18 protein-coding genes are annotated in these 20,913 nt (G+C 34.7%); 3 read left to right on the top strand and 15 right to left on the bottom strand.

Going from position 1 to position 20,913, the window contains the following annotated elements; all coding sequences use genetic code 11:
• Positions 1–22: 22 nt before the first annotated feature.
• The 5 genes from AC1RRN_RS04945 to AC1RRN_RS04925 all read right to left on the bottom strand — a co-directional run bounded on the left by AC1RRN_RS04945 (position 23) and on the right by AC1RRN_RS04925 (position 6,944).
• Positions 23–1,462, bottom strand: a complete 1,440-nt coding sequence (locus AC1RRN_RS04945; RefSeq protein WP_492966237.1) for a TolC family protein — start codon at positions 1,460–1,462, stop codon at positions 23–25.
• Positions 1,455–4,622 carry an efflux RND transporter permease subunit gene (locus tag AC1RRN_RS04940; protein ID WP_492966236.1) on the bottom strand — a complete coding sequence of 1,056 codons (3,168 nt, stop codon included), beginning with the start codon at positions 4,620–4,622 and terminating at the stop codon, positions 1,455–1,457. The genes AC1RRN_RS04945 and AC1RRN_RS04940 overlap by 8 nt, the downstream gene beginning before the upstream one ends.
• 25 nt (positions 4,623–4,647) lie before the next feature.
• Positions 4,648–5,730, bottom strand: coding sequence for an efflux RND transporter periplasmic adaptor subunit (locus AC1RRN_RS04935; RefSeq protein WP_492966235.1), 1,083 nt, complete (start codon positions 5,728–5,730; stop codon positions 4,648–4,650).
• A gap of 173 nt (positions 5,731–5,903) precedes the next feature.
• The gene (locus AC1RRN_RS04930) at positions 5,904–6,281 is read right to left on the bottom strand and encodes a hypothetical protein (RefSeq protein ID WP_492966234.1); all 378 of its coding nucleotides are present in this window, start codon (positions 6,279–6,281) and stop codon (positions 5,904–5,906) included.
• Between the two features lie 255 nt (positions 6,282–6,536).
• Complete coding sequence (locus tag AC1RRN_RS04925) at positions 6,537–6,944, bottom strand: GNAT family N-acetyltransferase (RefSeq protein WP_492966233.1); 408 nt, start codon at positions 6,942–6,944, stop codon at positions 6,537–6,539.
• Between the two features lie 185 nt (positions 6,945–7,129).
• Between AC1RRN_RS04925 and AC1RRN_RS04920 the strand changes: the two genes are divergently transcribed.
• A complete protein-coding gene (locus AC1RRN_RS04920; RefSeq protein ID WP_492966232.1) occupies positions 7,130–7,693 on the top strand; it encodes a putative outer membrane beta-barrel protein in 564 nt (187 codons plus the stop codon).
• A gap of 45 nt (positions 7,694–7,738) precedes the next feature.
• Here the strand turns inward: AC1RRN_RS04920 and AC1RRN_RS04915 are convergent, their stop codons facing one another.
• From AC1RRN_RS04915 to AC1RRN_RS04895, 5 genes are all read right to left on the bottom strand, one after another.
• Complete coding sequence (locus AC1RRN_RS04915; protein ID WP_492966231.1) at positions 7,739–8,356, bottom strand: hypothetical protein; 618 nt, start codon at positions 8,354–8,356, stop codon at positions 7,739–7,741.
• A gap of 222 nt (positions 8,357–8,578) precedes the next feature.
• Positions 8,579–8,974 carry an ACT domain-containing protein gene (locus AC1RRN_RS04910; RefSeq protein WP_492966230.1) on the bottom strand — a complete coding sequence of 132 codons (396 nt, stop codon included), beginning with the start codon at positions 8,972–8,974 and terminating at the stop codon, positions 8,579–8,581.
• 88 nt (positions 8,975–9,062) lie between these two features.
• Entirely contained in the window at positions 9,063–10,934 is a 1,872-nt protein-coding gene (locus tag AC1RRN_RS04905; protein WP_492966229.1) for a M1 family metallopeptidase, read from the bottom strand.
• Positions 10,935–11,278: 344 nt separating this feature from the next.
• Positions 11,279–12,859 (bottom strand): NADP-dependent glyceraldehyde-3-phosphate dehydrogenase, encoded by a 1,581-nt coding sequence (locus AC1RRN_RS04900; RefSeq protein ID WP_492966228.1) that lies wholly within the window; start codon positions 12,857–12,859, stop codon positions 11,279–11,281.
• A 76-nt stretch (positions 12,860–12,935) separates the two neighbouring features.
• Positions 12,936–13,247: a rhodanese-like domain-containing protein gene (locus AC1RRN_RS04895; protein ID WP_072963814.1), complete on the bottom strand. Its 312-nt coding sequence runs from the start codon at positions 13,245–13,247 to the stop codon at positions 12,936–12,938.
• A 484-nt stretch (positions 13,248–13,731) separates the two neighbouring features.
• Between AC1RRN_RS04895 and AC1RRN_RS04890 the strand changes: the two genes are divergently transcribed.
• Both AC1RRN_RS04890 and AC1RRN_RS04885 read left to right on the top strand, forming a co-directional pair.
• Complete coding sequence (locus AC1RRN_RS04890) at positions 13,732–14,373, top strand: Crp/Fnr family transcriptional regulator (protein WP_492966227.1); 642 nt, start codon at positions 13,732–13,734, stop codon at positions 14,371–14,373.
• 260 nt (positions 14,374–14,633) lie between these two features.
• Positions 14,634–15,419 (top strand): sulfite exporter TauE/SafE family protein, encoded by a 786-nt coding sequence (locus tag AC1RRN_RS04885; protein ID WP_492966628.1) that lies wholly within the window; start codon positions 14,634–14,636, stop codon positions 15,417–15,419.
• 84 nt (positions 15,420–15,503) lie between these two features.
• Here the strand turns inward: AC1RRN_RS04885 and AC1RRN_RS04880 are convergent, their stop codons facing one another.
• The 5 genes from AC1RRN_RS04880 to AC1RRN_RS04860 form a co-directional block, all read right to left on the bottom strand.
• A complete protein-coding gene (locus AC1RRN_RS04880) occupies positions 15,504–16,262 on the bottom strand; it encodes an SDR family NAD(P)-dependent oxidoreductase (RefSeq protein ID WP_492966226.1) in 759 nt (252 codons plus the stop codon).
• Positions 16,263–16,361: 99 nt separating this feature from the next.
• Positions 16,362–16,952: a Crp/Fnr family transcriptional regulator gene (locus AC1RRN_RS04875; RefSeq protein ID WP_492966225.1), complete on the bottom strand. Its 591-nt coding sequence runs from the start codon at positions 16,950–16,952 to the stop codon at positions 16,362–16,364.
• Positions 16,953–17,452: 500 nt separating this feature from the next.
• A complete protein-coding gene (gene cydB, locus AC1RRN_RS04870; protein ID WP_492966224.1) occupies positions 17,453–18,529 on the bottom strand; it encodes a cytochrome d ubiquinol oxidase subunit II in 1,077 nt (358 codons plus the stop codon).
• Positions 18,530–18,531: 2 nt separating this feature from the next.
• The gene (locus AC1RRN_RS04865; protein ID WP_492966223.1) at positions 18,532–19,878 is read right to left on the bottom strand and encodes a cytochrome ubiquinol oxidase subunit I; all 1,347 of its coding nucleotides are present in this window, start codon (positions 19,876–19,878) and stop codon (positions 18,532–18,534) included.
• A gap of 268 nt (positions 19,879–20,146) precedes the next feature.
• Complete coding sequence (locus tag AC1RRN_RS04860) at positions 20,147–20,740, bottom strand: HD domain-containing protein (RefSeq protein WP_492966222.1); 594 nt, start codon at positions 20,738–20,740, stop codon at positions 20,147–20,149.
• Positions 20,741–20,913 lie beyond the last annotated feature (173 nt).

Genomic DNA, 20,913 nt, shown 5'->3' with positions numbered 1-20,913 from the left:
ATAACTAATTAAAATAGGCATTCTACTTCCAACCCCCGCCTAAGTCTCTGTAAACATGAACTGCGGCATTGAGTTGTTCTTTTTTAGTATCGATCAGTTCTAATTTCGATTCTAATGCGTCACGTTGCGTCATTAAAACTTCAAAATAATCAACTCTGGCCGATTTAAATAAATCATTAGAGACATCAATCGAAGTGTTTAATGCATCAACTTGTTGTGATTTTAGATCATAACTCTTTTGCAGGTTATCGATTTTAGAAAGCTGATTAGATACTTCTAAATAAGCGTTTAAAATAGTTTTATCATAATTATATAAAGCCTGAAGCTGTCTTGCATTAGCACTTGAAAACTCTGCTTTAATTGCATTTCTGTTAATCAAAGGCGCGGCCAAATCACCTGCCAAAGAATACAAAATTGATTCCGGGAAAGTGAACAAGTAAGAAGGTTTGAAAGCCTGAACCCCAAAAGCAGCAGAAATATCAAGTGACGGATAGAATTCGGCACGAGCTACTTTTACATCTAATTTGGCAGCAACCAATTCTAATTCTGCTTGTTTGACATCAGGGCGGTTCATCAACAATTGCGATGGCATACCGGCACTAACTGAAGCTGGCAACAATGTTAAAAAGTTGTTGTTTGTTCTTTTAATTTCCTGCGGATAACGTCCTAGCAAGAAATTAATTTTGTTCTCATTTTCTTTGATTTGCTGTAAAATATCAAACTCCAGACTTTTTGAAGTTAAAACCTCAGCCTCAAATTTCTTAACACCAAGTTCTGTTGCTCTAGCCGCCTGCTTTTGAATTTTTACAATTTCCAAAGCATTTGATTGCAAAGTAATGGTTTGTTTAACAATATCAAGCTGACTGTCTAAAGCCAATAATTCATAATAAGAATCGGCTATTTCAGCAATAAGATTAGTCACTACAAAGTTCTTACCTTCCACAGTAGCCAAATATCTGTTTACAGCTGCTTTTTTAAAATTACGCAGTTTTTTCCAGATATCTACTTCCCAGTTTGCATAAGCTGCAATAGTAAAATCCCCAAGCGGATCTGGCGTTTCTATACCTGGTTTTATCTCTGTAGTGGCATCACCAGCCCCTTGGCTGGTGTACCTTCCTACTTTCTCTACTCCGGCTCCGGCGCGTACTCCGACAGTTGGTAATAAAAGGCCTTTGCGAACCCTAATATCATTTTTTGCTATTTCGATTTCCTGTAGCGTCATGTTTAACTCCTGATTGTTTTTCAGGGCCACATCAATCAAATCAACAAGGTTTTGATCTTTAAAGAACTCATTCCATTTTACAGTAGACGTATTCGTTGTATCCTGAGCTTTTGTACTACCAAATGCTTCAGGAACTGGTGTGCTGGTTGTTGCCGTCTCTGCTGCAGGAGCTTTACAGCTTGCAACAGCAAGGCATAAACCTACCGCAACACCATATTGATATAATTTGAATTTAGACATGATTGTTATCAATTTCTTCAGTTAATGGATTTTCTTCTTCATTTTTAACCAGTTTGTGTTTCTCTGCAATTCTTCCGAAAATGTAATACAATCCAGGAATTACAAATACCCCACAAATAGTTCCGATAAGCATACCTCCGGCAGCTGCTGTACCAATGGTTCTATTACCAATTTTACCCGGACCAGAAGCAAAAGCAAGCGGCAATAATCCCGCAATAAATGCAAATGAAGTCATCAAAATAGGACGGAACCTCGCTTTAGCTCCTTCCATTGCAGCTTCAAGAACCGTTTTGCCGGCTGCATGTCGCTGTATCGCAAACTCTACAATCAACACGGCATTTTTACCCAATAAACCAATAAGCATTACCATCGCAACCTGCGCATAAATGTTGTTTTCTAATCCCGTCACTTTCAATAAAAGGAAAGCTCCAAAAATACCCGCTGGTAAAGAAAGAATTACAGATAATGGCAGAATAAAACTTTCGTATTGAGCAGCCAAAACCAGGTAAACAAATCCTAAACATATCAGGAATACCCAAATTGCCTGATTTCCTTGTGCTACCTCATCAGCAGAAATACCTGCCCAGTCAATATCAAATCCTCTAGGTAATTTTTTAGCCGCAACTTCCTGGATTACTTTAATAGCTGTTCCAGAACTATATCCCGGAGCCGGACCACCACTAATCTCAGTTGAGGTATACATATTATGTCTTGTAATTTCTGAAAGACCGTATACTTTTTCTAATTTCATAAAGGCTGAAAAAGGAACCATTTCATCACGATCATTTTTTACATAAAGTTTTAAAATGTCATCTGGTTGCGCACGATATTCCGGTGCAGCCTGAACGATTACTTTATAGTTAATTCCGTATTTAATAAAACTGATTTCGTAGTTACTTCCCACAAGAGTTGACAAAGTGTTCATCGCATTTTCGATAGAAACTCCTTTTTGTTGTGCCAAATCATTGTCGACTTTCATCATATACTGAGGGAAACTCGCACTAAAGAAACTAAATACGTTAGATAACTCTGGACGTTTGTTCAATTCTTCAACAAACTCTTTATTAACTTCTTCTACTTTTTTGAAATCACCTGCACCTGTTTTGTCCAGCAAACGAAGTTCAAATCCTCCTGCTGCTCCATATCCTGGTACAGCTGGCGGCTGGAAGAATTCAATATTAGCACCCGGTATATCTTTTGATTTTTCTTCCAATTCGATCATAATTTCCTGAACAGATTGTTTACGATCGTTCCAGTCTTTTAAGTTGATCAAACAAGTTCCGGCGTTAGATCCGGTACCTTCGGTCAAAATTTCATAACCTGCCAATGAAGAAACAGATTTTACTCCTTCTACCGTTTCGGCTATTTTTTGCAATTTCTCAGCAATATTATTCGTTCTTTCTAATGATGAACCCGGAGGTGTCTGAATAATGGCATAAAACATTCCCTGATCCTCATTTGGGATAAACCCTGAAGGAACAGTGCTACTAATCAACCATGTTCCGGCACAAAATCCAAGAAGCGCGATAATCGTAACGGCTCTTCTGTTAACGATCTTAGCCAATACATTTTGGTATTTCCCCTGAGCAAGATTAAACTTGTTATTAAAACCATCTATAAATCGGTTTACAGGTGTTTTCTTTTTAGGTGTACCGTGATTGTTTTTCAACATCATCGCACAAAGTGCCGGCGTTAATGTCAAAGCCACAATACCTGAAAGGATAATCGCTGTTGCCATCGTAATCGAGAACTGTCTGTAAAATACCCCAACCGGACCAGACATAAACGCAACCGGAATAAATACCGCTGCCATTAAGAATGTAATAGCCACAATAGCTCCTGCAATCTCGTGCATTGCTTTTTTAGTTGCTTTAAGTGGCGAAAGATGCTCTTCCTCCATTTTCGCGTGAACGGCCTCAATAACCACAATCGCGTCATCGACGACGACTCCAATCGCTAAAACCAAAGCAAACAACGTAATTAAGTTCAATGAAATATCGAAGAAAGTCATGAACACAAAAGTTCCTACCAATGAAACGGGTACAGCAATTGCCGGAATAACCGTCGAACGCCAGTCTCCTAAGAAAAGAAACACAACCAAACCAACCAAAATAAAAGCTTCGATCAAAGTGTGAATTACTTTCTCAATAGAAGCATCTAAGAATTTAGAAACGTCATATGAGATTTCATAATCCATTCCTTTTGGGAATTTTTGTTTGATTTTTTCCAGTTTTGCTTTTACGTCTTCAATAACCTGATTCGCATTACTACCAAAAGATTGTTTCAATACAATAGCCGCAGATGGTCTTCCATTCAAATTAGAATAAATATCATACATCGAGCTACCAAATTCAATTTTGGCAATATCTTTCAAACGTAAAAGTTCTCCGTTACTATTTGATTTTACTACGATGTTCTCATATTGTTCTTTTGTTGTAAAACGTCCTGAATATTTCAATACATATTCAAATGCCTGAGAACGTTTACCAGAACTTTCACCTGTTTTACCTGGAGATGCTTCCAAACTCTGACTTGATAATGCTTCCATTACTTCATCAGCAGAAATTTTGTACGCCAGCATACGATCAGGTTTTAACCAAATACGCATAGCATATTCACGTGTTCCTAAGATATCTCCGGATCCAACACCATTTACCCTTTTTAATTCTGATAATACGTTGATATCTGCATAGTTATAAAGGAACTTCATGTCGGTATTTTTATCCGTACTGTAAAGATTCACATACATCAACATACTTGGTACTTCACGCGTAATTTTCACACCCTCTCTTACTACTAATGGAGGAAGTTTATTAGTAACCGAAGCCACACGGTTCTGTACGTTAATAGCAGCCTGGTTAGGATCTGTTCCTAAATTAAATACAACCTGAATACTTGCTTCACCATCATTTCCGGCATCAGAAGTCATATATTTCATTCCGGGAACTCCATTCAAGGCTCTTTCTAACGGAATAACAACCGATTTGATCATCAACTCACCATTCGATCCAGGGTAATCTGCCGTAACGTTTACCATCGGTGGAGAGATGGAAGGAAACTGGGTGATAGGTAAATTCATCACCGACAATACTCCTAAAAAGACAATTATAAGCGATATTACTATCGACAATACAGGTCTTTGAATAAATTTATTAAACATTTTTATATTTTTTTAATGATTAAACCTATTCTGCTTTTACGCGTAAATGATTAATTACCGTTTGAGGAGATTGGAATTCATATTGTATTTTGTCGTTCTCTTTTACTTTCTGAACTCCTTCAAGTAAAATTTTATCATTTTCAGCAAGTCCGCTTTTCACCACATATAAATCAGGTACTTCACCTGTAATAGTGATTTCTCTTGAACTTACTTTATTGCTTTTATCTACAACAAAAACATATTTTTTATCCTGAATTTCGTAAGTAGCTTTTTGTGGAATCACAATAGCATTTTTAAGAGGAACCAGCATTTGAATTTTTCCGGTTTCTCCGTTTCTAAGTAATTTTTCTGAATTGGCGAATCTGGCTCTGAAAGCAATATTTCCAGTTTCATTATTAAATTCACTTTCGATAACTTCAACGTTTCCTTTGTATTTGAAAGATTCTCCATTAGCTAAAAGCAAATTCACTTTATTTTCTGCACGATCTTTTACATTCGTTTGATATTGAAGATATTCTGGTTCAGATACGTTGAAATAAGCAAACATTTGACTATTGTCTGAAAGGCTTGTCAGCAATTCACCTTCATCAATAAGACTTCCTAATTTTAATGGAATACGGTCAATTGTTCCGTCAAACGGAGCTCTGATTTCTGTAAATGATAAATGAAGTCTTGCCAATGCAACCTCAGCTTTTGCCGATTGTAGTTTTGATTGCGCTACAGCTTGTTCGTTTTTAGAAACGATATTTTTGTCTGCTAATAATTTAGCATTTTGCAATTCAATTTCTGACGATTTTTGTTCAGCCTGAGCTTTAAGTAACTCTGCCTCATACATGTTTGGCATAATTCTGAACAACAACTGACCTTTTTTTACAAACTGGCCTTCGTCAACATAAATGTTTTGTAAAAACCCTTTTTCCTGGGCGCGGATTTCGATATTTCGAACAGATTTAATCTGCGAAACATACTCTTTGGTAAATGAAGTGTCAATTTTTACAGGGCTCGTTACTGTAAATTTTTCAACTTCTTCTTTTTCTTCTTTTTTTGATGTACAACTGGTTAGGCACAACAAGGCAAGCATGCCCGTTAACACGATAATTCTTTTCATGATTTTAATGGAAATTTAAGCTATTGAATGCTTGGAATGCAGTGATTCCTTTAGATGAAAAAATGCATCAGAAAGCCTAAGTCAGATCTTAAATTTCATATAAGAAGAAGTAGAAAAATATACATCAAAAGATATGCACGATCACAACAAAGGTGACTGATGTATATTGTATATCAAATTCTTAATACTCGTTGAGTAATATAAATAGGATTTGATTGGCCACAAGATGAGCCGAAAATTTCAAAACGATTAAACGAATTCACAACGATCTGACGTGAGATTGTCAGATACCAGCTATCTAATAAGCTGTAAGTTGTTGCAAAAAACTTATTACTTAAACCATCTTTAAGATCATTACCAAGACATTCTTCGTCAAGATCTACATCGGCGTCTTCAATAATTGAGCTGCCCTGATCCTGAGTGGTAAATTTTACACGGTGTCTTTTCTCCAGATAGTGATGAGAACTTTGGTGCGTTTCAGCATTAAGATATTGCCCTCCGCCTAACAGAAGGAAATTCATAAACACTAAAAATACTATTAACTTTCTCATTTGGCTGCGAAAGTAAGCAAAGTATTTATACAAAAAAAGAAAATTTCATAAGCTTTAACATTAAAAAAACACGAAAACGTTTTCATTGTTTTTTTACTCAGAAATTATAATAAAAGCTTAATGATTTATAGCAAAATATCATAAATAAAGTAATTCGTAAACAAAATCGTACTAATAAAAAAGGGCTTTTTGCTAAATAAAATCAAAATCGCAAATATTTGACTTCTAATATTTTATTCTGTAAAAACAATTTAGCTACGAAAGCAAAATTTCCATTATTGTAAATTCCTGACCTGACTTAACAAAAATTTTTCCGGCATCGGTCATTCCAAATTTCTTATAAAATGACTTTTTATTACTTCTCGCATTGCACCATACTTTTTGTAAACCTTTATCTCTTGCAAGCTTCAATATATGATTTAATAACAATGAGGCGATTCCTTTTCCCTGATATTCTTCTAGTGTTGCTAATTTCCGAAACTGCATTTCATCTTCAACAATAAAACAAGAAACAATTGAAACTAATTTTTCCTGATCAAACACACCAAAATGTAGTCCCGAATTATCTTCTTCCAATTGCACAAATTCAAAAGGCTGATCCGGCCACATGACTGTATGTCTAATTTCCCAGGTTTCTGACGCTTTGATTGCTGCAATTTTCATTCGGTTATAGTCATTTTTTGTTCAAAACAAATTTAAGGGAATTCGACAGTAGTTTATTTAGCAAATTAAAAACATCGCAGTCAACTCATATTCAAATAAATACAAAAAATAAATTTCAAAATTATGATACTATTCTGATTAATAATAATTATTTTTATAGTATGTAAATACAAATAAATCCAGTTATGAAAAAATTCATTTTAGCAGCATTATTATGTATTAGTGTAAATGGCTTTGCGCAATTGATACAATTTGGACCTCAATTTTCTTATAATATAACTTCGGTCGTTACAGATGATTTCAGCTCCAAAAGCTCTGGCACCGATGTTGGTTTTGCTGGTTTTGTAAGAGTGAATTTATTACTTTTTTACGGTCAGGGAGAATTTGGTTACGCCTCTTCAAAATTTAGCGTTTCACAGACCGGAATTGGAGAAACCGAATATACATTAGGAGGAACAGATGCTACCCTGATTGCAGGTTTTAAAATTGTGCCATTAGGAAAACTGGGAAACATCCGCCTTTTTGTAGGTTATAATTGGAAAAATTATTCAGATATAAAAGCGAGCAATAGCCTTAATTATATTGCATTTGAGAAAAATAACAGCAGTTTTCTTGGAGGTGTGGGAGTCGATTTATGGAAATTTACAGTCGATTATCGCTATCTGGCAGGAGTAACAGATCTCGATCCTTCCGGACGAAGTATCAAAACCGGAATTTCTAATTTTTCGGTAGGATTTAAATTCTTGTAAAAAACTAATAGAGCATAAAAAAGGGAATCATTTGATTCCCTTTTTTTATTTTACTTTGCTATAAAATCTTTCCAAATTATCTGCTTTTATTTTTTCAACGCCGTTTTCAGTATGTTTGGCGATATTGATTACATGTAATATATCTGAATCTTCGTTTAATGAACAATTCCAAATCGTTCCATCAGATAGAATAATAGCCGAAAATAAAGCATCAGATTGCTCTTTGTTGTAATAAGCTAAATCTTCAGACTTTATAAGCTTTTTCGCTTTCGTTTTAATATCCAATTCATAAAACAAAATCTGTTTCTGATTAATTTCTACCAATTCTTCTATCTTTTTAGAATTCGCGTTATCAGCATCATTTACAGCCCAAAGCGGTTTATCTCCATTCATTTTCCAGGTCCCGACAACTTTTTCCATGATACTTTTTCTTAACATGGTTTTTAGGCTATCTACCTTTTTGATTGATTCTTTTCCTAACTCATTTTCAGGTTTAATCTTAGAAGCAATAGAAAACAAATCTAATGCTTTTACAAAATCAGCTTTCTTATAACAAGAAACTGCCAATTCGTACCTCGTTTTCTGAAATGCAACTTTCGGATCATTTTGAGCAATAATTGTACATGTGAATAGTAGGACAAGAAAAATTAGGGACTTTTTCATTTGTGGTTATTTTGTTTTTTGCAAAAATACATAGTTGGCATCCAACTATTTTACGTCTTTCCTCATTTATATTGCGAATACTTGATTTTTAACATATTAAAATAAGAAAAATCAGCTTATAGCTGATTGTTTTAATGAATTATTCACAATCCTTCTTAAAAAATTACATTATCTCTCCTAAATAAATTAATAGAATTAAAAGATTTGTCAAATGGCGGCATGTTAATTTACATTTAATGCTTTCAAAATTTCCATTGCTTTTTCCGTATCTTTTTTACCGACAAAAATATGATCGTGGTAAAATGCCGCCACAACATTGCAGCTAATCCCGTTATCTGAAAGTGCTTTTGAAAAAGCCGCGGTTAATCCAACAGCCTCCAGAGAAGAATGAACCGTAAGTGTTATCCATGACATTACCATCGGGTATTCTAAATTCAGTTTTTCTGCAATTTCTTTTTTAAGGATTAAGGTTATTGCTTCCTTTTCTTTAAAGAGCATCTCAACTTCATCCAAATTAAGACTTCCTAATTTTTCAACTTTACAAAAAACATAATCTCCAGAATTATGTTCTGGTTTCATACTTTTTAGAAGTATCTGCAAATCTTTTTCTCCTGACATTTTAAATTTTATTAAGTTCTAATTTAAAAAACAAAGTTACTTTATAAAAAAGCGCCTTTCTCAGTGAGAAAGGCGGCTTAGAATTTAGTTATTTTATTATAAAATTATTATTTGCTGGCGTGGCATCCATAAAAATACCACCGTCAAGTGAAACCTGTTTAATTTGCTTTTTGCTTTTCAAAGTGATTGTTGCCGCTTTTTGATTGCTTTCCCAAATTGATGGTGTTTGATGAACGGTTTCCTTTGAGTCGTCTGAGTAAACAATATTTACATCAAACGGAATAGCAAATCCTCCTGTATTTTCTATAGAAATGGTGTTTTTTGACACACTTTTAACTGAAAGATCAATATAATTATTGGTAAAAAACCAGTTATTAAAAAACCAATTCAGATTTTTTCCTGAAGCTGTATTTATAGAATTGAAATAATCCCAAGGAATTGGATGTTTTCCATTCCAATTTTCCATGTAAGCATGTAATGACTTTTTGAACAAATCATCTCCCAGCATGTCTTTTAACGCAATATACGATAGGGAAGCTTTTCCGTATGAATTATTTCCGTAACCCGCTCCTGAAAGCTGAGATGACATAGATATAATAGGCTGATCTTCTTCAGTAGACGAATCCTTGATATATTGCTGAACTCTGAAACTTTTATAAAATTTATCTGCCGCTTCTTTACCGTGTTCTGCAATTCCAATTAAATATTCAAAAGTAGTCGCCCAACCTTCATCCATAAAAGCATAACGTGTTTCATTGATTCCCATATAAAAAGGAAAATAAGTATGTGCTACTTCATGATCCTGAACCAATTGAGCAAAAACAGGATCGCCCATTTGAGAATCGTTACACATCATTGGATATTCCATATCAGCAAATCCCTGGAAAGCTGTCATTTTAGAAAACGGATAAGGAATTCCCGGCCAGTTCGTTGAAAAATAATCCAAAGCATATTGATTATTTTTAACTGAAGCTACAAAATCAGTTCCTTTTACATCATAGGCTGCCTGAACACTTGCACGACGATTCGCTTTTTTGTCGACTACAACACTGCTTGCATCCCATAGATAATGATCACTTAATCCAAAACAAACGTCAGAAATATGTTTTGCTTCAAATTTCCAGGTGTTCCAATCGTTTTGTTTCGTTACAACACCGCTTTTCATTTCCTGTTCATTGGCGATATGCATAACTTCATCAGCAATGTAAGATTTTTTCAAACGAGCTGAAAATTCAGGTTGCAGAACTTCATCCGGGTTTAATAAATCTCCGGTTGCATAAACAACATAATTTTTCGGCGCTTTTACCGAATAAGTATAATCATTAAAGTCATTATAAAATTCCTGACGGTCTGTATGAGAAAGCATATCCCATTTGTTATAGTCATCAAAAACAGAAACCCTTGGATAACTATAGGCAACAAAAAAAGTAGTTTCGTCTATTTGCCCTTCTCTTCCACTCTCTTTAGACAATGGATAATTCCAAGCGATATCAATTGTGATTTTTGAATGAGGTAAAAGTTCTTTTTTCATTTTAACACTACCAACAGTTCCCCAACTTCTCGCATCTTCTTTGTAAACTTCTCCTTCAATTTTTAGAGATGTAATTGTCAATCCGTTACTCAAAAAATCGTCACTTACACTTCCTCCTCGTGGAGAAGAAGGTTTGTGAAGATTATTGACAAATCTAATTTTAAGATTTCTAAGTGTATCGTTACTATTATTTTCATAAACGATAGATTCTGTTCCGGTAACAATTTTAGTTTTAGGATCTACTGCAATTTCCATGGTGTATTTACCATGATTTTGCCAATAATTTTTTCCAGGCTTTCCGTCCATAGAGCGAGTGCCTTTTGCATAAGCTTCTTTTATGTTTCTAGGCATATAAAGTTCTTGTGCAAAGCCATTTTGTGCAAGAAAAGCAACTGCAATTACCGCTAATAGAAGTAAATTTTTTCTCATAACTAGTTTTAAGATTTTTGATGATTTAATTTCGATTATAATATTAGTGGATTTTTTTAACTTTATGTTACACTTCTTTTTAAAATTATGCTTTTTGTTATGTTGATTTTCCTTAACCGCGAAGTGCGCTAAGAATTTACGCAAGGGTCGCAAAGTTCATTTTTCTTTACTCACTAGCTAGAATTGCAAGCAAAGCCTCAAAGTTAAAAAAACTTAGTGTCTTAGTGCCTTTGTGGCAAAACCTTAGCATCTCAGAATCTTAGTATCTTAGCAACTTTCAAAAAAAAACCGTCTTTTTCTGGCGAAAAAAGACGGTATCTACAATTAATATATAACCTTAATAACTACAAAATATAATCGGTATTAATGAAATTCGATTCTTTACTGTTTAGCAATTCCTGCAAAATTTCATTATTATAAGCGATATCTTTTGAAGCCACGAACGTACGGATTGAGAAAGAACGCAAAGCATCAGGAATACTTAAAGTTCCTACAGCAGAATCTTTACGACCTGTAAATGGGAACGCATCCGGACCTCTTTGGCAAGAACTGTTGAGGTTTACTCTGCAAACTAAATTTACTAAAGCATCGATAAGCGGTGCCAAAGTTTTAATATCTTTTCCAAACAAACTTACTTGTTGGCCATAATTTGATTCGGCCATGTCTTCAAGAGGTTCGTTAATATCTTTAAAAGAAATAATTGGCACAACTGGTCCAAATTGCTCCTCATGATATACTCTCATTTCTTTATTTACTGGATATAAAACGGCAGGGAAAATAAAATTATCCGTGTGTTTTCCTCCTTTTTCGTTCAGGATTTTTGCTCCTTTGTGTAAAGCATCATCAATTAATCCCTGAATATAAGCTGGTTTATCTGTTTCTGGAAGTGGTGTTAGAGAAGCATTTTTATCCCATGGATTTCCGAATCCTAATGCGTCTACTTTTTCAGAGAAACGTCTGTTAAATTCTTCTGCTATAGATTCATGAACATACAGTACTTTCAAAGCTGTACAACGCTGACCGTTGAAAGATAAACTTCCTGCAATACATTCCTGAATCGCCAAATCTAAGTCGGCGTCTGGTAAAATAATCGCAGGATTTTTAGCTTCTAAACCTAAAATCAAACGCAATCTGTTTTTATTTGGATGCTGATCCTGCAAAGCAATTGCCGATTTACTATTTCCGATTAATGCCAAAACATCAATTTTGCCCGATTTCATGATCGGAGAAGCCACTTCGCGCCCTCTTCCGTATACAATATTGATAACCCCTTTTGGAAAACTACTTCTAAAAGCTTCCAACAAAGGAGAAATACATAAAACACCATGTTTAGCCGGTTTAAAGATTACAGTATTACCCATAATCAAAGCCGGAATCAACAAAGAGAAAGTTTCGTTAAGTGGATAATTATAAGGTCCAAGACATAAAACAACTCCAAGAGGTCCACGACGAATCATAGCATTTACACCTTGTACTTTTTCAAAATGCGAACTGCGTCCGTTTAGTTCTTTATAACTGGCAATCGTATCCTGAATATATTCAACAGTTCTGTCAAATTCTTTTTGAGAGTCGCCAAGGTTTTTTCCAATTTCCCACATCAAAAGTTTCACCACTTCTTCGCGGGTTTCCTTCATCTGTCTTACGAAATTTTCCATGCATTTAATACGGTCAACCACTTTCATAGTTGGCCATAATCCTTGTCCTTTATTATAAGCGGCATTAGCAGCTTCAACCACTTCGGCAGCTTCTTTTTCTGCCATGAACGGAATTGATCCTAATAATGTTGGCGTGTATTTTTCTGTAGAAGAAATAGTCGAAAATACAGGTGTGGTTTGCCCTGTCCATTTTTTTAATTCTCCATTTACAAGATAGGTATCTTGATTTATCAGGTTTGTAATCTGATATTCTTCGGGTATTAAACTCATAGTCTGGTAATTTATAGTTTGGTTATTAATAGTATTTTAAACGAAAAAAGAGGCTTTTCGTGCCTCTTCTTCTATCTTATGGATTTATGGTTTCCCCTTCCCAGTCCAGAATTCCACCAAGCAGATTATAGGCATTATTTATACCTAACTCGTTCATAATCTGACATGCTTTGGCGCTTCTTGCTCCAGAACGGCAATACACATAATAATTTTTGTTTTTATCTAACTCTTCGATTTCATAAATAAAGCCCTGACCTTTATTGATATCAATGTTTACGGCATTCTCGATATATCCGTCATTAAATTCGTCTTCAGTTCTTACGTCCAGTATAACTGCATTCTCGTCAGCAGCAAGCTGATTAACCCAATCTTCTTGTGATAAATTCATAATAAATGTCTTTTTGTAAAATTACGACGTTTCTATTAATTAAAAACGTGCCAAATGCGATTTCGATTATTATTCTCAGAAAACGTTTTAGAGAAAGTATTATAATCAGTGAAACACAAATTTACTTACTATTTTTAAAAATACACCCTATAAAATCGATAGAAAATAGGATTTTTTCATTTGCATAAAATACAGCTAAATATAATTTTCTGATAATTTATACCATTTCAATCTGCTATCTTTGTATTAAATGAGATGTTTTAATTTCATTTTGATAAAAATTGTTGCCCCGAATTGCACTAGTTTTCACTAATTAGTTTCTAAAAAAAATTAAATTTCAACACATAGAAACTTAGATTTACTTGTAAAAAAAAGGAAATGGAAGAAACTAGTTTCCACACATAGCTATGTGTCTTGAAGCAAGTGAAACGCCTCTTTTTAAGTCATGAAAAACTATGATTCTATGTGTTTAAAAAAATAACCAATGCAAAACTCATTACAAAATATATTCCCTAATTTCTCCACCGAACTTATTTCAACAATTGAAGAAAACGGAAGCGCACAAGATTTTAAAGCCGGAACCATTTTAATGCGCACCGGACAATACATTAAAAATACCGTTTTAATTACTAAAGGAAAAATCAAAATCTATCGCGAAGGCGAAGATGGAGGCGAGTTTTTAATGTATTATCTCCAACCCGGACAAGCCTGTGCCATTTCGATGATTTGTACAGCTAAAAGCGAGAAAAGCCAAATCATGGCAAAAGTCGTCGAAGATGTTTCGGTAATAATGATTCCGCTTCCGCTAATGGACAAATGGATGATGGAACATCGTTCCTGGTACGAATTTGTAATTGAAACGTACCGAAGCCGTTTTGAAGAAGTCCTCGAAGTTGTTGATAATATCGCTTTCCGTTCGATGGATGAGCGTTTGGAATTTTACCTTAAAAGACATTCTGATGCCTGTGGCTGTTCTGAAGTTAAACTTTCGCACCAAGAAATCGCAACCGAATTAAACACCTCAAGAGAAGTCGTTTCCAGATTACTCAAAAAAATGGAACAAAGAGGTTTGGTCAAACTCAACCGAAACCAGATTGAATTATTAAACACAAATTTCACGAATTAGCACGAAAAATTTAAACACATAGTGACATAGATATTAGGACCTGAATAAAGGCGTTTCACTTTTATCAACAAACATAGCTATGTGTAAATAATGAATTATTTATTTCCCCTCTTACTAAGAAAAAAAATCTATGTTTCTATGTGTTTAATTTTTCTGCGGACAAAAAATTAGTATCAATTCGTGTTTAATAATTCTCTTCTGTGATAAATGTTACTGTAGATTTCTTTTTATCAAACCACCTTTGCATCAAAACAAATGCAATGGAATATCTGGGTTATTTTGCTTCGATCATTATCGGAATCTCACTGGGCTTAATTGGCGGCGGCGGATCGATATTGACTATTCCTATTTTAGTGTATTTGTTTAAAGTAAATCCGGAGCAGGCAACCTCTTACTCTTTATTTATTGTTGGACTGACTGCTATGTTTGGCAGTTACAGTCATTATAAAATGGGAAATCTAAAACTCAAATCAGCTTTGTATTTTGCGATTCCATCTGTGATTTCGATTTTGATTATTCGCGAAGTTATTTTTCCGCAGATTGCTTCTACCCTTTTTTCAATTGCTTCTTATTCGGTTTCAAAAGATTTTTTGATCATGATTGTTTTCTCCGTTTTAATGATAACCGCGGCGATTTCGATGATTCGAAAAAATCAACCTGAAATAAAGGGCGCCGAAACAAATTACATACAATTAAGCTTAATAGGTTTCGTTGTCGGAATCATAACCGGATTTCTTGGTGCTGGCGGCGGATTCTTAATTATTCCTGCCTTGCTTTTTTTTGCCAAATTACCCATGAAACAAGCTGTTGGAACTTCCTTATTAATTATCAGTATCAATTCTTCAATAGGTTTTGGAGGCGATTTATACATCGGGACTCCCATCAATTATTCCTTTTTATTAGGTGTTTCTGCCATGGCGCTTCTCGGAATGTTATTAGGAAGTCAGCTTTCTAAAAAAATTGACGGAACTAAATTAAAACCTATTTTTGGATGGTTTGTTTTAGTTATGGGATTTTATATTATTACAAAAGAGGTTTTATTTTAAAGGGCAGAAATGTCAAAAATTCAATGACAGGAATAATCCCATCATTGAATTTAATAACTGTTTTTTGTACGAATAAAAGCTTAATTAACGTTGTCCGCCGCCAACAGCAATAGTCTCACCAGTAATCCAGTAAGAATCATCAGAAGCAAGAAATACGGCAACTTTTGCAATATCTTCAGGTTTACCTACACGACCAAGCGGCGTTTCTGAAACATGCCATTTTTCTGCATCTCCATTCATAACACCAGAACTGTGAGATCCTTCAGTTTCTATTAAGCCAGGGTTAATAGAGTTGATACGTATTTTTTTAGGCCCAAGTTCTTTAGCAAGAATACGCGTCATTGCATCAATTGCATATTTAGTTTGTGTGTAAACCAATGAGGTTGGCATATCGAGCGTTGATACAATCGAACCTATATTGATAATAGCGCCGCCCTTATCTCCAAATAATTTCAAAGCTTGCTGAATTGAGAGTATACTACCCAACACATTAATGTTGAACATACTATGAAAAGACTCTTCCGTAATATCGTCAATCCCCGCAAAACGATAAACACCGGCATTGTTAACCAATATATCAAGTTTGCCAAATGTTTTAACAATCTCTTCAAAAATACGTTTTACATCAGCTGCCTTTTCAACATTACCTTGTATTGCAATAGCTTTTCCGCCACTACTCGTAATTTCTGTAACAACTTTATCAGCGTCGTCCTTGCTGCTTGCGTAATTAATTACAACTGTTGCGCCCTGATTTGCATATGCTTTAGCGATTCCTGCACCTATACCTTTTGATGCACCAGTTATTAAGGCTATTTTACCTTTTAATTTTCCTAAATTTTCCATCTTTTTTTATTAATTAAATTCTGTTAATTGATAAAGCAAAGTTGGGTATTAAGGCAGGATGAAAAGTTGAACTATCTTAGGAAAAAAGGTTGAACTACTTCAACTTTTCTTCTTCACTTTTTCATTACGTATTTTTGATAAAAACTCTGTAGTCATATTAAGGTATGAAGCAAGGGCATATTGTGGCAATCGTTGTGCAACTTTTGGAAACTTTTCAAGAAATTCAGTATAACGTTCTTCTGCATTTTGTGTTAACGTTGCAACAATACGACGCGCAAAGAATGCGGCAGATTTTTCAGCCATTAAACGAAATAATGTTTCAAGATTATGAGCAGAAGCTTTTAGTTTCTGTTCGGCTTCATAATTTATTTGCAGTATCACGCTATCTTCCAATGCTACAATAAACATAGTTGCCGGAGTCTGATATATATAACTATTATAATCCGCTATCCACCAATCTTCAATCGCAAACTGAATGGTATGTTCATTTCCTTTTTCATCTACGACATAGGCGCGAAAAGCTCCTTCAAGCACATAAGTTCTATGTTTGTTTACAAATTCCGGCTGTACAATAAACTGTCTTTTTTTTATTTTTCGGACTTTAAACTCAGACAACAAAGCATCCATTTCGTCTGGCAACAAGACGACTTTTTGATTAATGTTTTCGATAAAGGATGTCAGGTCTTCCATGGATTTTAAGATAGAATTTTGAACAGATGTAAGTAATTTTGCAAAGTTATTCTAAAAATTGGTATCAAGAACGCAGAATTGAATTGATATGTTTAGGGTGTTTTCGCTGCTGCGAACGAACTATCCACAATATTCCCGATTAACAAAAACTACGGTTAAAAAGCCTTGTTTTTTTTTGTAAATCACGAGATGTTACTTCGATCTTTAGAACTCACTTAGTTCGTTTTACGACTTTTTAGAGAAACGTTTAGGCGTTATCAAGGAATGTTTAGGTTAAATAATGAAGCGTTTGAGTTGTATGCCTAAACGTTTCAGTTTGTAGGTTAAAATTTTAGGTCTCCAACCTAAAAGTTTAGGCAATAAGAGGTAAAACTTTCGCCTTTTTACTTAAACTTTTAAGTCTCGAACCTAAAAGTTTAGATTCGAGACTTAAAAACTTCATGTTTTAACCTAAAAAGAGGTTATAGTTACTTGAAATTTTCATCCTAATCAAAAAAACCTTAATGCTCCCCATATCCAACATCATCCATTTTCCCGCTAAAAACACGATATTGGATAATAAAATAAACTATCACCAAAAACAAAGCAACAAAAAACCAGCTCAAACCAGCATTCAAACCGTACTCTCCTGCTGCAGTATTGTAAATTGTCAACGATGGATTTACATTATTAGTTGAAGGCAAAACATTCGGGAAAATTGAAACGGCTGTTGAAGCAAATCCTCCAACTAAAAATAAAGTCGAAAATACAAATCCGTGGCCGTCTTTTTTAAACGAACGGACTTTGAATAATCCAGCAATTCCAACAAAAGTCATTAAAGGAAAAAACCAAAGAATTGGATTTTCAATAAAATTATGGAACGGTTGAGGTTCTATAAAATGCCAGATTCCCAAGGAAATAAAAACCAAAACAAGCAAAACAAAGTTCAATTTGAAAACCACATTTTTAAGTTTCGGATTCAAAGACGAATTGGTTTTATAAATAATCCAGTTAGCACCGTGAATAGTTAAAGCAACCGTGCTCACAATTCCTAAGAAAAGCGTAAACCAGTCAATAATTCCCAACTCATTTGCTTGCGGACTAAAAGTTGGATTCCACAATGGCAAAAAGAAAAAATGCGGTTCCTGAGTCGAAACGCCATTTTGAACCATCCCGAGATTGACTCCACGAACAATATTTCCTAAAGCAATTCCGAAGAAAAGCGCCAAAAGCAAACTAGCAATTCCGAAAGCCTTATCCCAAATTGCTTCCCACATATGATTATGTACTTGTCCGCGCATTTCTAATCCGATGGCACGGAAAATCAAAAGCCACAAAATCATAATCAAAGGCAAATAAAATCCGCTGAAAGAAGACGCATATAAAGTTGGAAAAGCAAAAAACAAAACACCTCCGGCTGCAATCAACCAAACTTCATTGGCATCCCAAAACGGACCAATTGAATTTGTGATTACTTTTTTATCTCTTTCCGTATCGGCAAAAAATAAATGAATAATTCCTGCGCCAAAATCATAGCCGTCTAAAACCAGATAAACAGCCAAAATTCCCATTAAAACTACGTACCAAAAAAATTCCATACTTATATTTTTTCTGTTGAAAGTTCCACATGATGAGGTCCTTTATTGATAATTTTTCCAATCAAAAGCAAAAACAGCATTCCGAGTAAAAGATACAATCCTATAAAACCTAATAAAGTAAACAAGGTGTTTCCGGACGAAACCGTTGGTGACGCGCCGGCTGCAGTTCGCATTAAATTATAAACTAGCCATGGCTGTCTTCCTAATTCGGCAGTGTACCAGCCGGTCGTATTGGCGATATACGGAAATGGCATCATAAACATTAGCGACCATAAAATCCATTTGGTTTCGAATAATTTCCCTCTGATTAATTGGAACAGAGAAAGAACCATCAAACCAATAAATACGGTTCCGAGTCCCACCATAATATGATACGCATAATACAAACCTGAAATATTGGTTGGATGCAAATCTTCTTCAAACTGATCTAAACCTTTAATTTCCTGATCCCAATTTCCGTAAGTAAGAAAACTTAAAATATTAGGAACCGCGATTTTATTGTCTAGTTTTTTATCTTTTACGTCAGGCTGACCAATTAAAACAATTTCAGAACCTTTTTTCTCAGTATGAAAAATTCCTTCCATTCCGGCAAAAGTTACGGGTTGGTATTTGACAACATTTTTTGCCAATAAATCTCCAGTTGGAACGGCCACAATTATACTCGAAATCAATCCGAAAATAACGCCTGTTTTCAAGAATAACCTTCCGAAAGAAACATTCTTCTGGCTCAAAATATAAAAAGCACCAATTCCAGCTACGACAAAAGAACTTGTAACCAAAGAAGCCGCCTGATTGTGCAAATAAGAAGGCCAAAGCCACGGATTTAAAAATAAAGCCTTGAAGTTGGTTAATACAAATTTTCCGTTCTCCAAAATTTCATATCCCACCGGATTCTGCATCCACGAATGTGTAGCAATAATTAAATAGCCGCTGGCCCAGGAACCAATCATGATAAGCACTCCGGTTACAAAATGCCATTTATGTCCGAGGAGTTTTTCTCCAAATAAAAAGATTCCCAGAAAAGATGATTCTAAAAAGAACGAAAACATACCTTCCATTGCCAAAGTCTGGCCTATAATTCCGCCTGTTAATTCGGAAAATTTAGCCCAATTGGTTCCGAATTGAAACTCCATTGGAATTCCGGTTACTACGCCCATCGCAAAATTCAGGGCGAAAATTTTCATCCAAAAGTGCGTAGCGTGATTGTATTGTTCGTTTTGAGTTTTTAAATATTTCCATTTGAAATAAACAATGATCAAAGAAAGACCCATTGTAAGTTGCGGAAAAAGATAGTGAAAGGTAATTGTGAAGGCGAATTGCATTCGGTCATAAAAAAGCATTTCTTCCATTATAGTGGTATTTGGTTTTATGAAGTTCCACAAATTTACCCATTAAAACCCGAAATATTGCCCTTAAAAAGAAGTTTATAAACGCATATTTGTTAAACTTTTCAACAATTTTGAAAAGTAGAAAATACACTTATGCATTGTAGCAACTTCGTCAAGATTTGTCATTTCGACGAAGGAGAAATCACACTAGAAACTCCGCAAACAAAATCGCCAATCTTTGTCGATCATCGTGTGTGATTTCTCCTTCGTCGAAATGACAAGATTGCCTCTACTCTTTTTTCAAAATCCCTTTTTCAACGCTTTCATTAATTAATCCTTCAGCGTAATTCCATAATGTTGTTGAGCCTTCTTTTATAACGCTCTTTTTTTCGTAAACCTTTTTATAAGGTACATCAAACTCTTTCCAGGTTCCTCCGTCGTTAGATGTATTTTGCAATAAAGGTTCTAACCTGTCCATCGATTTTGCGAATTTGGCTTCGTTGGTTTCACCGGCTTCAAATTCTTCCCAAATGGCAATCAATTCATCGGCTTGTTTTTTCGGGAGCAAACCAAAAATACGATCAGCAGCCAAACGTTCTTCGTCCGTATTTAAATGATCTTTTTGGGTATCGTATAAGAAAACATCTCCCGCATCAATCTCTACAATATCATGAATCAAAACCATTTTTACTACTTTCAAAACATCAATTGGCTCATTTGAATGTTCTGCCAAAACTATCGCCATTAAAGCCAAATGCCAACTGTGTTCCGCATCGTTTTCACATCGGTCGCTGTTAAAGAGTTTTGTTTTTCGCTGAATGTATTTTACTTTATCGATTTCTTTTATAAAAGCAATTTGATCCAATAAATCTTGTGTGTTCATATCAATAATTTTTCGTCAGTTGTAAAATTACATAGATTTTTTATTCTGCCATGTAAGCAGTATAAGTTCATTTTAGCAAAACATAGATTAAGCGACGCTTTAAATTTACTTATATTACTTATATGGTAAAATTTCTTCTTTTTACACAAAAATCAAATTTCTGTAACATTAGT

Source organism: Flavobacterium sp. GW821-FHT11G01, from assembly GCF_058808175.1.
The sequence above is the reverse complement of the archived record's forward strand: the minus strand, read 5'-3'. Positions and strand labels throughout refer to the sequence as shown.